Genomic DNA, 12932 nt, shown 5'->3' with positions numbered 1-12932 from the left:
ATTGGTCATGCGCTCTTATAGCCAGCGGCTTTGGCCTTGCAAAGCCCCTTTTGCCGCGTCACCTTAGCACCATGACACAGCCCCCCAATTCCGACCCGATCCACGCGGTGCCCGAGGGCATCGAACAGCTTTTGGAAATCATGAAGCGCCTGCGTGATCCACAGGGCGGTTGCCCTTGGGATATTGAACAGGATTTCGCGACGATTTCGCCCTACACAATCGAAGAAGCCTATGAGGTCGATGACGCCATCACCCGTGGCGATATGGCGGATTTGAAATCGGAACTTGGGGATTTGCTGTTTCAATCGGTGTTTCAGGCGCAAATCGCGGCGGACAAAGGGCTTTTTGACTTTCACGATGTTGCCAAAGCGATCTCGGACAAGATGATTTCACGCCATCCGCATGTCTTTGGCGATGAGAGCAATCAAAAAAGCCCAGAACAACAAACCCTTGATTGGGAACGTGAAAAGGCCGCCGAGCGCGATCGGCGTGGCGAAACACGGGTCTTGGACGGGGTGGCGATGGGATTGCCTGCGTTGATGCGGGCGCAAAAATTGCAAAAACGTGCGGCGCGTGTCGGATTTGATTGGCCGGATGTGTCGCATGTGATCGACAAAATCGTTGAGGAATCTGCGGAATTGGTCGAGGCGCGCGACACGAAAACCCAAGCCGATGTGGTCGAGGAATTCGGCGATTTGCTTTTCGTTGTGGTCAATCTAGGCCGCCATTTGGGCGTTGACGCCGAAGAGGCCCTGCGTGGGTGCAATGCGAAATTTACACGCCGTTTCAATGCGGTAGAAGACGCCCTTTCAACCAAAGGTACATCCCCGCAGGACAGTGATTTGGCGGAAATGGATGCCCTTTGGGATGCGGTAAAAGCGAGCGAGAAAGCCGGAAAATAGTGCTGTGACTTTTCCTGAGTAAATCAATCACCTATTGACCAAAGCATTTTTGTCGGGTTTAAGCGGCGCAAATGAAGCCTTGGAGAGTCTGATGTCTTTTAAACCCAACCTCGCCCTGACCACCGCCTTGACGCTGGCCGCCACGGCAGCAAGCGCCGATGTGAACGTCTATTCCTACCGTCAGCCCGAATTGATCGCGCCGCTGACCGAGGCGTTCACCAAAGAAACCGGCATCAAAGTCAACGTCGCTTTCCTCGAAAAAGGCTTGGTCGAACGGCTCAAGGCAGAGGGTGACCGATCCCCCGCGGATGTGATCCTAACCGTTGATATTGCACGCATTTCCGAGGCCGTCGATGCGGGCGTGACCCAGCCATTGATGACCGAGACACTTGAAAACAACATCCCCGCCGCCTACCACGACCCCGAGGGCAATTGGTGGGGCGTGACCACACGCGCACGGATTGTCTATGCCTCGAAAGAGCGCGTGGCCCCCGGCGAAGTGACCACCTACGAAGACCTCGCGGACCCGAAATGGAAAGGCCGGATTTGCACCCGCTCTGGCATGCACACCTACATGATCGGCCTCACCTCCGCCTACCTCGCTCACCACGGTGAAGAAGAAACAAAGCAATGGCTTCAAGGCCTTAAAGACAACCTTGCCCGCAAACCCCAAGGCAATGACCGCGCACAGGTCAAGGCGATTTGGGCCGGGGAATGCGATATTTCCTTGGGCAACACCTATTACATGGGCGAAATGTTGGCTGACCCGGAGCAAAAGGTCTGGGCCGACTCGGTACGTCTAGATTTCGCGAAATTTGACGTCGAGGGCGGCGGCACCCATGTGAATATCTCCGGCGTGGCGCTGACAAAAGCCTCGAAGAACATCGCTGAGGCCACTCAATTCATTGAATTTTTGACCTCCAAAGAAGCGCAGGAAATCTACGCAGAAGCCAATTCGGAATACCCGGTTGTGCCGGGCACAAAGCCCTCGGCCCTGGTCGCAAGCTGGGGTGATTTGACGCCCGACAACCTTAGCCTGATGGCCATCGCCAACGAGCGCGGTGAAGCATTGAAATTGACCGAAGAGGTCGATTACGACGGCTAAGCCCCGAAACAACAGCCCAAATCAGCGAAGACCCGCCTCAAATCGTTAAAAAGAGGCGGGTTTTTTCGCGATTTCATACAATCAGGCCTTGATGTTTGATCAAATCCAAACCATTGAGACGCTCCTTTCACAGCGAGCCCCCTAAGGGCCTCAGAGTACCTCATGCCACGTTTTCAGATTGACAGGCCGCGCCGCCTCTCGCACACTCTGCCCCATGACACAAACATGCGCCATGACCTCGTATTATCGCCGCTCCACATAGGAAGCGGCCATTTGTCATGTAAATTTCACGGCCGCCATAGGGCGGCTTTACCTTTCTTGGTGTCCTGTGGCGCGTAATCAGGAGACCCAAGAGATGACCAAACCCCGCCTCGCCTCAGCCTCTCATTTGACGCATGTGCCCCTGTCCATCCGTCCGATGGAACGGGACGATTCTGCGCGCGTCTTGCAAATGATCGACGCCTTGACACGCCACAATGGCGACCGCATGAGCCTTGATGAAGCCTCGTTGATCGACCTGATTTATGCGCCCTCGCCTTGGGCACGGATTTTGGTGGCGGAAAATCACGGGAACATCGTCGGCTATGCCGCGCTTGTCGGTGGGCTTCAGTTGCAATTTGGCCTGCGCACCATGGATTTACACCATCTCTACGTCGATGACGCTCAACGCGGCATGGGCATTGGTCGCGCCCTGATCGAGGCGGCGCGGGAAACCGCGCGAAATCTGGACTGTGTGCAACTGACGGTCGGCACCCATGCGGAAAACAAACCGGCACAAGCGGCCTATTTGGCCTGTGGATTCGCACCTTTGGCCCCCAGAGGCCCACGCTTTGTAATGGCTTTAAGCTAAAGAATGGGCTGAGGCGCGCGAGGCCCCTCAGCCCGATCCTTTACAGTTCGATCACATCCACGCGCTGACCTTTGACGGCAAGGCCGATCTCGCCTTTGCACAGGCGCAGCGCATCCACGCCAAACACCTCGGAGCGCCAGCCTTTCAGCGCATGAAGGTCGCGTTTTCCGGCGGCGATCATATCCAGATCGGACGCGGAAGCGATCATTTTGGCCGCGACATTATAGGTGTCGGATTTCGCCTTAAGCAGCACCCGCAACATGTCGGCCAAAGCCGGATTGACCTGCAACTTATCATTGCTCATGTCCAGTTTTGGCATTTCGGCGGCAGTGTATTTGGATGCCTTTTCAATGGCTTGCAGAATGCCGTCGGCGATCTCGCCCTTGCGCGCTTCACGCAGCAAAAGCCGTGAACGCGACAGGTCTTGTAGCGAGGTCGGTTTGGTCGAGGCCAATTCCAACAAAGCATCATCTTTATACACGCGGTTGCGTGGGATGTCGCGGCTTTGCGAATAAATCTCGCGAAAGGCAGCAAGTTCTTTGACCGCGGCCAAGAATTTGCCCGAGCTGGTGCGGGTTTTGACCCGTTTCCACGCCTCCTCCGGCTCCACCACATAGGTCGCGGGCGAGGTGAGGATTTCGAGCTCCTCGGCCACCCATCGCTCCCGACCTTCGCGTTTGATCTCATCGCGCAGGAATTCGTAAATCACGCGCAGATGGGTCACATCGGCCAGCGCATAGTTTTCCTGTGCCGTGGTCAACGGACGGCGCGACCAATCGGTAAAGCGCGAGGTCTTGTCCAAGTTTTCCTTGGCAATTTTGCGCACCAAGGTCTCGTAGCCAACCTGCTCGCCAAAGCCACAGACCATGGCCGCGACTTGCGTGTCGAACAGCGGATCGGGGATCACGCCGCCTTGGATGAAGAAAATCTCAAGATCCTGACGCGCCGCATGAAACACTTTGACGACATTGGTGTCGCGAAACAGCTCATAGAGCGGCGCAAGATCGAGGCCCTTAACCAACGGGTCCAACAAAACCGCATCTTCTTCGGCATCGCCCGGAATGGCGAGCTGAACGAGGCAGAGCTTGGAATAATAGGTCCGTTCGCGCAGGAATTCGGTGTCGACCGTGACATAGGCTTGCTTTTTGGCGCGGTCGCAGAAGGCCTGAAGGCCCTCGGTCGTTGTGAGTGTGATCATCTAGACTTCTTTTTTGAGCGGCGCGGGGTCATCCCGCCGATTGGACCGTGATACGGGGTTTGCGGGCGAAAAGAAAGTGCTTTGCCCAAAACGCGGGGAACAGCGGCCTTACAGATCGACACGGGTGACATCCCCAACGACAAAGCGTCTAAGGACGGCGGGATAAAGCGCGTGTTCGCGCGGCAGCACGCGTGCGGCGAGGGTTTCGGCACTGTCATCGGCCAAAATGGGCACACGCGCTTGTCCCAAAATCGGCCCGCCATCCAACTCGGCGGTGACTTCGTGGACTGAACATCCGGCCTCCGCATCACCCGCTTCAATCGCGCGTTGATGGGTATGAAGACCTTTGTATTTCGGCAAAAGCGAGGGGTGAATGTTGAGCATCCTGCCCGCATAATGGGTGATGAAGCGCGGCGTCAGGATACGCATGAACCCGGCCAGAGCAATGACATCGGGTGCGTGGGCATCAATCGCGGAAATCAATGCCTCTTCAAAGGCCTCTCGATCCCCCTTAAAGTCTTTATGATCGACAACGGCAGTGGCAATGCCCATGTCGGAGGCCTTGTTCAGACCGCCCGCACCCGGCACATTGGAGAGCACCAAACAGGGCCGCGCCGGATGATCGCCCACCATGGAATTTGCCAGCGACACCATATTGGAGCCGCCACCCGAAATCAGGATGGCGACCTTTTTATGTGTCCCGCTCACTTAAGTTCGCCCTCATAGGTCACGCCGCCGCCCACGGTGATTTCGCCAAGGCGATAGACCGTTTCGCCCTCTGCCTCAAGCAATGCGCTCAGGGCCTCGGCCTGATCGGCGGCCACCACGGCGACCATGCCGATCCCGGCGTTGAAGGTTTTGAGCAATTCGTGCTGCGACAGGCCCGCCGTTTCGGTCAGCCAAGCAAACACCGGGCTCAAAGTCCAAGCATTCAGGTTGATGTCGGCGCCATACCCTTCGGGCAAAACACGCGGCAGGTTTTCGGTCAGGCCACCGCCGGTGATATGGGCAAGGGCATGAACGCCGCCCGCACGGATCGCTTTGAGCACGGGTTTGACATAAAGCCGGGTCGGTTTAAGCAATTCATCGCCCAAGGTCTCATCCGAGAACGGCGCAATGTCGGACCACCGAAAACCTGCAACTTCAACGGTTTTACGCACCAAGGAATAGCCATTGGAATGCACCCCGTTGGAGGCAAGCCCCAGCAATACATCGCCCGCCTGAACCCCTGCCGGCAAATCGGAGCCACGCTCCATTGCGCCTACAGCAAAGCCCGCAAGGTCAAAATCGCCATCCTCATACATGCCCGGCATTTCGGCGGTTTCACCGCCAATGAGCGCACAGCCAGAGAGTTCGCAGCCCTTGGCAATGCCTTCAATCACGGCAGTGGCATTGTCGAGTTTGAGTTTGCCCGTTGCAAAATAATCAAGGAAAAACAAAGGTTCCGCGCCCTGACAGACCAGATCATTGACGCACATGGCCACCAAGTCGATGCCCACGGTGGAGACGTGATCGGTGTCAATCGCGATGCGCAACTTGGTGCCAACACCATCGGTGGCGGCGACCAAGATCGGGTCATCATACCCGGCAGCTTTCAGATCAAACAGCGCACCAAAGCCACCCAGCCCGGACATCACCCCCGGACGCGCCGTCTTTTTCGCCGCCGGTTTGATCCGCTCCACAAGCGCATTGCCCGCATCAATATCCACACCCGCATCCGCATATGTCAGGCCGTTTTTGCCGTCGCTCATGATCTCTGGTCCCCAAACTGGCATCATTTGCTCCGCGCTTTAACGCAGATGGGGGATAAAGAAAAGCGTGAGCTTGCAAAAGCACGTGCAATCACAGCCACTCTTGACCCCGGCGCGCGTCCGCAATAGTCACGGCATTGGTAGGGGCCTGTAGCTCAATTGGTTAGAGCAGAGCGCTCATAACGCTTTGGTTGCGGGTTCAAGTCCTGCCGGGCCTACCAAAACTCTTTCACATCAAAGAACTGCTGGAGAGACGGGCATTTTGACGCCCTCTCCCGACTTTGGCGCGGGTTTGGTGCTGTGATGTGCCAAGTCAGCGCGCCAAAACCAAGTCGACTTTTAAGCCACCAAGCGTCTCGCTGACCCCAAGTCTAAGCGTACCGCCATGGCGGCGCGCCACATCGAGCGCAATGGCGAGGCCAAGCCCAACGCCCGAGCCGCGGTTTTGATTGCGGGCTTCGTCAAGCCGCACAAAAGGTTGCAAAGCGCGTTCGCGGGCCGATTCTTCGATCCCCGGTCCGTCGTCTTCGACCGACAGAACCACCGCGCGCTCAAAAAGGCGTAGGCTGAGTTGGGTTTGATTGCCATAGCGCAGGGCGTTCGAAACCAGATTGTCGAGCGCGCGCGCCAAGGCTTCGGGGCGTGCGGTGAGCCACACCTCCTCTGCAGGCATCTTCCCAAGGTTGACACGACCCCCGGCACGTTCGGCCTTGGCTTTTGCGGCAACAATCAGGGCGCAGAGGTCAAGCCGCACCGGCTCTTCCAACGTGTCCGATCGGGCAAAGGCCAAAAAGGCATCAATCAACCGCTCCATCTCATCCAGATCGGATTGCATGGCAATAATGTCCTCGGCCTCATCCGACGGAACATCGAGCATCGCCAGACCAAGCCGGATACGGGTCAAAGGCGTGCGCAGGTCATGTGACACGCCGGACAACATCAAAGTGCGTTGTTCGATCTGGCGTTCAATACGCGCCCGCATATTGAGAAATGCCGCCCCGGCGGACCGCACTTCGACCGCGCCCGCCAACCTGTAGGGGCGGATTTCACCGCGACCAAAGCTTTCGGCGGCGCGCGCCAATTGCCGGATCGGCCGCAATTGGTTGCGCAGAAAAATCGCGGCAATCAAAGACATCGCCACGCCGGTGAACAGGGTCCAGACCATCAACTGATGCGGGTTTGAGGCCGAGGCACGGCGACGCGGCAAGGTCACATCCAGCCGGCCTTTGTCGGTCAGAATCGACAGATGCACCACAGCGGTCTGCGTCAAGACATCCACGCCCTCGACCCCCTCAATGCCTGCGCGCAAATCCGCAGCAATAACCCTTGAGGAGATGTCATACCAAGGCCGCGCGGTAGAAACTGGCTCGGTGGTACCGAAGGTGGAGGAAAACTCCAACCGCGCGTCCAGTTCTGCAAGGGCTGCCGGGATTTGCGCCTCAGGAATGCCCTCCACCGCCGCCACATAAAGGTTCAATTCGGCCACCACCCCGCGCATCAATTGACGCGTGATGTCTTCAAAATAGCGTTGCGAAAAGGTTACCATGACCACAAGTTGGATCACCACAACGGGCACCAAAAGGATCAGAGCCGCGCGCCCATAAAGCCCGCGTGGCATATATTTTTTGAGCCAAGTAAAAAACATGCGCTATTGGTAGCCTTGCTGCCGCATCAATGGAAAGAGAAATCGAGTGGACCCGCGCCCAGACACCCTGACCCAGCTTGACGACGCCGTGATCCGCATTTTGGCGCCGAACCCCTCGCCGATGACCTATTGGGGCACAAATACCTATGTGTTGGGCACAGGAAACGCCCGCGTTTTGATTGACCCCGGCCCAGATGACGCCAGCCACCGCCAAGCGATTTTAAACGCCCTGCCCCATGGCACCCGCCTCAGCCATATCCTCGTCACTCACGCGCATGTCGATCACAGCGCTGGCGCGCGCGCTTTGGCTAAAGAAACCGGCGCGCCGGTTTTTGCCTTTGGCGATGCCCAGGCGGGGCGCGCCGCACATATGGACGCGCTGGCCCGCAATGGGCTTTTGGCCGGAGGCGAAGGCTTAGATCACAGCTTTGTTCCCGACGAGCGTGTGCCCCATAACACCGTGCTGGACACCCCGGCGGGCGCGATCAAAGCGTTGCACACTCCCGGACATATGGGCAATCACCTCTGTTTTGGTTTTCGTGACACAGTGTTTTCCGGCGATTTGGTCATGGGCTGGTCTTCGTCGTTGATTTCCCCGCCCGATGGCGATGCCGCGGCCTTTCGCGACAGCTGTGCATTGCTGATGACCCACGCCCCGGCCCAGCTCCTGCCCGGTCACGGCGCACCGGTCAAAGCCCCAAGGGAACGGATCCAGTTCCTGCTGCTCCACCGCGGCGCGCGTGAGGCGCAAATACTGCGCGCTTTGGCCGATACCCCAATGGATCTCACCACGCTCACCCGCGCCGTCTACACAGATCTCCCCCACTCCCACCTGCCTATAGCTGCGCGCAACACATTGGCTCATCTCATTGACCTGGAACAACAAAACAGGATTTCAGCCACGCCAAAACTCTCTGAAACCGCGACCTTTTCAGTGCGTTAAAAGAAAGCGGCACAAAAATCCAAATTTTGTCACAAAACCCCCTTGCACGGCCCAAATCACATAGCTATACAGCGCCACATGTTCCGGCGTAGCTCAGCGGTAGAGCAGTTGACTGTTAATCAATTGGTCGTAGGTTCGATCCCTACCGCCGGAGCCAAAGACTTCAAGGGCTTAGCTGACTTTCAGCTAGGCCCTTTTTGGTTCGTAAATACTCTGGGGGAACACTGGGGGAACAGATAGAAGTTATTGCCAGAGACCACGTTTCGGCCTACCTTCACTGCACTTTTTAGCAATTGGAGGAAAGTTATATGAGCGATGCTAATAGAGCCGATTTTGATGGTCGCTTTATCGAGAGCGCCCCCTATACAGGCTTAATTGATAGCCTTGCGCGTATCTCGGTGATTTCAGCGGTACTAAGCGAATCTGCAAATGACCTATCCGCCGAAGACATTAAATCTATTTGCGGAACCCTTGACCAAGCTCTTAACGATGCCGTTACATTCTCATTAGCTAAAGCTAGTGAATGGGATGAAATCTCAAAAGAAGTCATGGCAGGCGCGTCACTATCAAGGCAACGCATCCAATAAAATAACCCCCGCATTTCTGCGAGGGGTCGGAGTGCGCTATTTTGACAAAGAGTGTGGCGGGGGGAAATCAAGGCCGTCCGCATAGCCAAAAACCCCCGCCACATCCTCAATTTACATCGTGCCACCCTCTGGCGCAAAATTAACGATCTGCGCCGCTTTATCGAGATCAACGCCCGCTTCTTTCGCCATCGCCATCGCCTCCACTATTTGCGCCATGGCCCGCGCACGGCCACCCGCATCGAACGCTTGCAAGGGCCGCATCACATCAATGGTGACAGGGACGCCCAGCTTGTCTGACGCTTCCTGCGCCATAAGAGCCGCCACAGGTGCAAGCCCCCATTGAGCTAGGTGCCGTTGAGCCTCACGCACAAACGGCCCAGTCGTGCCAATATCAATCAATGACGGCAACACGACGTAAGGCTGAGATGGCGATTTTCGAGTACATAAACGGCCTCGACAATCCACGCCGCCGACACTTAGCACTGAGCTGGAAAGCCTCGTCGCATTCGAGCAGAAGGTGGCCTAAACGAGCGCGTAGAATGACACGAAAGCGTAACAGGTCCAGAATGGATTTTGAAACCGAAGTATACAACGCAGTAAACGCCTGACCGGGGTCAAAATATAAGGTCTGCGATCTGATCTTTTCGGGGGCTGCCCAAAGTGGCCTCCGAAACACAAGACCCCAAAGGCCTATGAAAGGCCCATGTAAGGCCCATGCGCTGTGGCGATCATTCCGTGCGTTTCTTACGCTTTTTGCCCGTTTTGAGCGCCTCAAAACCGACAATCACATCCAACAATTCGGTGGTGATGTCATCTTGACGCACCGCGCGCATTTGCCCGATCAACCCCTCTAACCGGTCGTCAATCGACTGTTCCGCCTGCTGCATCAAAGACATCCGCGCGGCGTTTTCCGTGACCAGCGCCTCGGCGGCCGCACGAAACATGCTGGCAAACAGATGTTCGCGGATCAGCGCCATCAGCATCTCCTCGGCCGGCATTGTAAAAGATGGCAGCGTGCGCGAGACCCATGGTGTCGCGGACAGGTCGTGCAAAAGCGCAGGATCGAGCGGCAAAAGGGATTTGATGTCTGGCACTTGCCCGGCCCCGTCCTCGCGGGTGAAATAGGCCAGAGACACAGAGATGTCGCCCGGATGAACCATGTGGCGAATGTCGTCAAGGCGCTGGGTCAACAGATTGGACAGACGTCCGATCCCGTCGACCGAGGCAGGCGGAAACAGGGTCTCTTTTGGGGCCAAACCTTGATCCGTCAACGCATCCTGCATCTGTGCGCCCACACAAAGCAGGGTGCGCGGCCCCTCCGGCCAATCGGTCAATGCTTGCGCAACATGAGCCGCCAGAGCCTCGTTGTAATTGCCGCATAATCCGTGATCCGAGCCAAAGACAATCAGCACCCGCATCGCAATCGGCGTGTCCCGCGCGTCCAATGGGTAGTGATGCAAAAACGCCTGAAACCCGGTCAAAACCGTGTCGTGATAGGCCTCTATGGCGCGGGCGGCATGGTCATAGGGCGCGGCGTTGATGACAGAGAGGGTTTTCATCGTATGCACGATGCCGCGAATGCTTTTCATGCTCTCGCTGCGTTGGCTCAGGCGTTCAAGCGACTGGGTCATCCTGCGCCCCCCTTACCCGTCACATCGCCCGCCTGTTGCACCTGTTGACCCAGTTCGACCATCCGAGCCCGATCCGCGTCACTGAGCGGCGCGTTCTCAGCAATGCGTTTGGCCAGATCATTCAGATCGGCACGGGCGCGGGCGCGCAACCGCCCCATCACCGCCATGGTCTCCGCCTCGCTCAACCCGTCAAACTGCCCCTCCATCGCGGCAACCAAAACCGTGAGCTGTTCGACCGCCGACATCGGGTCACGTTCGGCCTGTCGCAAGGCACCGCGCACCGCAGCCCCGCGTGTCAACCGCGCCCGTGTCGCCTCATCAAGCCGTGTGCCAAAGCGGGCAAAGTCTTCCAACTCCTCAAATTGCGACAGCATCACCCGCAGGTTGCCCGCCACGGACCTGAACGCTTGGCTTTGCGCCTTGCCGCCAACACGGGACACGGACACGCCCAAATCCACCGCCGGAAATTGGTTTTTGCGCACCAATCTGGGCGACAGGTAAATCTGGCCATCGGTGATGGAAATCAGGTTGGTGGGGATATAGGCGGAGAGGTTTTCGGCTTGGGTTTCGACCACGGGCAGCACGGTTATCGAGCCACCGCCCGCCTCATCGGTGAATTCCCCCGCACGTTCCAAAAGCCGGGCATGGATATAGAAAATATCGCCCGGAAAGGCCTCGCGCCCCGGCGGGCGGCGCAGCAACAGCGACAGCTCGCGATAGGAGCGCGCGTGGTGGGTCAGATCGTCCAACACCACCAAAACATCCCGGCCTTGAGCGGCGAAAAATTCCGCCAGGCTCATCGCCGCATAGGGCGCGACATAGGCCAGACCTGCGGCGTCTTCGTCGCCTGCCGACATCACAATCGTGCGCGGCATCATACCGCCGTCACGCAGCGCTCCGATGACTTTGGCCACCGCATCGCCACGCTGACCAATGGCACAATAAAGACAGATCAGATCGCTGTCTTTTTGGTTCAGGATCGCGTCCACCGCCAGAGAGGTTTTGCCAGTTTGCCGATCCCCGATGATCAATTCGCGCTGCCCCAGCCCCACGGGCACAGCGGCGTCAATCGTTTTGATCCCCGTGGCCAAAGGGCGCTTGATCGCCTGTCTGTTGAGGATTTTCGGCGCTTCCGCTTCGACCGGATGTTGGGCTTGGGCTTTGATCGGCCCCAAACCGTCCAAGGGTGCGCCAAGCGCATTGACCACCCGCCCCAACAGCGCAAAACCCACGGCCGTGCTGACCACCCGGTGCGAGCGCAGCACCGTATCGCCCACGGCAATCCGATCAGATGGGCCCAGCAACACCACCCCCAAACGGTCCGGTTCAAGGTCCAAAACGATGCCCTGCACCCCCCCTCAAACAGCAACACCTCATCAGAGAGCGCGCGCTCCAGCCCGGTGACAATCACGATGTCATCGGCAATCTCCGTGACCCTGCCGATCTCGCTGAGATGCGGTTTGGGGGCTTTGAGCGTCAACAGCGTCTCCACCAGATGGTCGGGGTCGATCCTCGGGACATTCATATCGCCGCCCTGCATATCGCTGTCATGCGTCATTTGAATGCGCCTTGAGGTCGGCCCCCATGGACAGGTGGTCCTGCATCACCGCATCCAACCCCTCCAAATACGTGTCCACGGTCCACGCCACTTGTGCGCCGCCCATGCGCAGGACAAGCCCCGGCGCTTGGTCTGGATTGGTTTGAAATGCCAGTGTCACATCTGGAAAATCGGCCTGAAACGCCGTACCAAGGGCCGTTTGTGCCGCCTCTGGCAGGGCCGCGTGACTGGTAAAAACCGCCTCTGTCGCCGGTCCAGAGGCCTGTTTGATGTCAGGGACCATCGGTTTGATTTGGCTCGCAAGGTGGTGGGCCATACGCCCTTCTAATGTATCATCTGCCAAATCTATCAGGGCCTTACGGGTCAAAGACAACAATGCCCCTGCCCCTGCGCGGTACAATTTGGTACTGTATTTTTGCCCCTCTTCTGTCAAATGCGCCTGCCAGCCTTTGCGCTCTTGGTCGATGCGGGCGTGGGCCTCGGCCAAAAGCATGTCGCGCTCGGCCTCAGCCTCTTGGCGCAGGCGCTCAGAGACATCGGATTGTGCCGACTGCATCTCTGCGATCTGGGCGCGATAGGAGGCCTCCGTCGTTTTGGCGGCGGCTTCGGCCTCAGCGGCCTGTTGCATCCGGGCCTTAATCTCGGCCTCGCGCGCGTCGATGCCATCCAAAATCGGCCGGTATAAAAACCGTTTCAAAAGCCAGATCAACACCAGAAAATTGGCGATCTGAGCCGCAACTGTGATCCAGTCGATGGACATGA

The 12932-nt window shown here is 57.7% G+C and carries 13 protein-coding genes, 2 tRNA genes and 1 pseudogene; 8 read left to right on the top strand and 8 right to left on the bottom strand.

Annotation, left to right across the window (positions count from 1 at the left end; all coding sequences use genetic code 11):
- The first annotated feature begins 71 nt into the window (after window positions 1-71).
- The 3 genes from mazG to DA792_RS07260 all read left to right on the top strand — a co-directional run bounded on the left by mazG (window position 72) and on the right by DA792_RS07260 (window position 2857).
- Window positions 72-902, top strand: a complete 831-nt coding sequence (gene mazG / locus DA792_RS07270; RefSeq protein WP_107719370.1) for a nucleoside triphosphate pyrophosphohydrolase — start codon at window positions 72-74, stop codon at window positions 900-902.
- A gap of 91 nt (window positions 903-993) precedes the next feature.
- Window positions 994-2007: a Fe(3+) ABC transporter substrate-binding protein gene (locus DA792_RS07265; RefSeq protein ID WP_107722600.1), complete on the top strand. Its 1014-nt coding sequence runs from the start codon at window positions 994-996 to the stop codon at window positions 2005-2007.
- Window positions 2008-2362: 355 nt separating this feature from the next.
- A complete protein-coding gene (locus DA792_RS07260) occupies window positions 2363-2857 on the top strand; it encodes a GNAT family N-acetyltransferase (protein WP_107719369.1) in 495 nt (164 codons plus the stop codon).
- Window positions 2858-2897: 40 nt separating this feature from the next.
- On the opposite strand, the gene rnd is transcribed toward DA792_RS07260, so the two are convergent.
- From rnd to purM, 3 genes are all read right to left on the bottom strand, one after another.
- Entirely contained in the window at window positions 2898-4055 is a 1158-nt protein-coding gene (gene rnd, locus DA792_RS07255) for a ribonuclease D (protein ID WP_107719368.1), read from the bottom strand.
- Between the two features lie 108 nt (window positions 4056-4163).
- The gene (gene purN, locus DA792_RS07250) at window positions 4164-4763 is read right to left on the bottom strand and encodes a phosphoribosylglycinamide formyltransferase (RefSeq protein WP_107719367.1); all 600 of its coding nucleotides are present in this window, start codon (window positions 4761-4763) and stop codon (window positions 4164-4166) included.
- On the bottom strand, window positions 4760-5806 hold the full coding sequence (gene purM / locus DA792_RS07245) for a phosphoribosylformylglycinamidine cyclo-ligase (RefSeq protein WP_009571207.1): 1047 nt from the start codon (window positions 5804-5806) through the stop codon (window positions 4760-4762). The genes purN and purM overlap by 4 nt, the downstream gene beginning before the upstream one ends.
- 144 nt (window positions 5807-5950) lie before the next feature.
- On the opposite strand from purM, the gene DA792_RS07240 reads away from it, so the two are divergent.
- Window positions 5951-6027: transfer RNA gene (locus DA792_RS07240), tRNA-Ile, on the top strand.
- 92 nt (window positions 6028-6119) lie between these two features.
- Here DA792_RS07240 and DA792_RS07235 read toward each other — a convergent pair.
- On the bottom strand, window positions 6120-7451 hold the full coding sequence (locus DA792_RS07235) for an ATP-binding protein (RefSeq protein WP_107719366.1): 1332 nt from the start codon (window positions 7449-7451) through the stop codon (window positions 6120-6122).
- A gap of 46 nt (window positions 7452-7497) precedes the next feature.
- On the opposite strand from DA792_RS07235, the gene DA792_RS07230 reads away from it, so the two are divergent.
- The 3 genes from DA792_RS07230 (at window position 7498) to DA792_RS07220 (ending at window position 8981) form a co-directional block, all read left to right on the top strand.
- Window positions 7498-8394 (top strand): MBL fold metallo-hydrolase, encoded by an 897-nt coding sequence (locus DA792_RS07230; RefSeq protein ID WP_107719365.1) that lies wholly within the window; start codon window positions 7498-7500, stop codon window positions 8392-8394.
- A gap of 82 nt (window positions 8395-8476) precedes the next feature.
- Window positions 8477-8551 (top strand) — tRNA-Asn (locus tag DA792_RS07225).
- A 151-nt stretch (window positions 8552-8702) separates the two neighbouring features.
- Window positions 8703-8981 carry a hypothetical protein gene (locus DA792_RS07220; protein ID WP_107719364.1) on the top strand — a complete coding sequence of 93 codons (279 nt, stop codon included), beginning with the start codon at window positions 8703-8705 and terminating at the stop codon, window positions 8979-8981.
- A 111-nt stretch (window positions 8982-9092) separates the two neighbouring features.
- Here DA792_RS07220 and DA792_RS07215 read toward each other — a convergent pair whose 3' ends face one another.
- The gene (locus DA792_RS07215; protein ID WP_217621088.1) at window positions 9093-9350 is read right to left on the bottom strand and encodes a hypothetical protein; all 258 of its coding nucleotides are present in this window, start codon (window positions 9348-9350) and stop codon (window positions 9093-9095) included.
- Between the two features lie 38 nt (window positions 9351-9388).
- On the opposite strand from DA792_RS07215, the pseudogene DA792_RS23445 reads away from it, so the two are divergent.
- Window positions 9389-9507 (top strand): annotated as a pseudogene (locus DA792_RS23445) (IS3 family transposase); the annotation flags it as partial.
- A 202-nt stretch (window positions 9508-9709) separates the two neighbouring features.
- Here the strand turns inward: DA792_RS23445 and DA792_RS07210 are convergent.
- The 3 genes from DA792_RS07210 to DA792_RS07200 form a co-directional block, all read right to left on the bottom strand.
- Window positions 9710-10612 (bottom strand): F0F1 ATP synthase subunit gamma, encoded by a 903-nt coding sequence (locus DA792_RS07210; protein ID WP_107719362.1) that lies wholly within the window; start codon window positions 10610-10612, stop codon window positions 9710-9712.
- The gene (locus DA792_RS07205; RefSeq protein ID WP_254679506.1) at window positions 10609-11949 is read right to left on the bottom strand and encodes a F0F1 ATP synthase subunit alpha; all 1341 of its coding nucleotides are present in this window, start codon (window positions 11947-11949) and stop codon (window positions 10609-10611) included. The genes DA792_RS07210 and DA792_RS07205 overlap by 4 nt, the downstream gene beginning before the upstream one ends.
- 210 nt (window positions 11950-12159) lie before the next feature.
- A complete protein-coding gene (locus DA792_RS07200) occupies window positions 12160-12930 on the bottom strand; it encodes a F0F1 ATP synthase subunit B family protein (protein WP_107719361.1) in 771 nt (256 codons plus the stop codon).
- Between the last annotated feature and the right edge of the window lie 2 nt (window positions 12931-12932).

Source organism: Celeribacter baekdonensis, assembly GCF_003047105.1.
Taxonomy (GTDB): domain Bacteria; phylum Pseudomonadota; class Alphaproteobacteria; order Rhodobacterales; family Rhodobacteraceae; genus Celeribacter; species Celeribacter baekdonensis_B.
Note: the sequence above shows the minus strand (reverse complement) of the source record. Positions and strands in the feature narration are given on the sequence as shown.

Coding starts and splice junctions, on each gene's coding strand:
- purM (WP_009571207.1), bottom strand. CDS start 5,806: ATGAGCGACGGCAAAAACGGCCTGACATATGCGGATGCGGGTGTGGAT.
- rnd (WP_107719368.1), bottom strand. CDS start 4,055: ATGATCACACTCACAACGACCGAGGGCCTTCAGGCCTTCTGCGACCGC.
- DA792_RS07200 (WP_107719361.1), bottom strand. CDS start 12,930: ATGTCCATCGACTGGATCACAGTTGCGGCTCAGATCGCCAATTTTCTG.
- DA792_RS07260 (WP_107719369.1), top strand. CDS start 2,363: ATGACCAAACCCCGCCTCGCCTCAGCCTCTCATTTGACGCATGTGCCC.
- DA792_RS07210 (WP_107719362.1), bottom strand. CDS start 10,612: ATGACCCAGTCGCTTGAACGCCTGAGCCAACGCAGCGAGAGCATGAAA.
- DA792_RS07235 (WP_107719366.1), bottom strand. CDS start 7,451: ATGTTTTTTACTTGGCTCAAAAAATATATGCCACGCGGGCTTTATGGG.
- mazG (WP_107719370.1), top strand. CDS start 72: ATGACACAGCCCCCCAATTCCGACCCGATCCACGCGGTGCCCGAGGGC.
- DA792_RS07265 (WP_107722600.1), top strand. CDS start 994: ATGTCTTTTAAACCCAACCTCGCCCTGACCACCGCCTTGACGCTGGCC.
- DA792_RS07220 (WP_107719364.1), top strand. CDS start 8,703: ATGAGCGATGCTAATAGAGCCGATTTTGATGGTCGCTTTATCGAGAGC.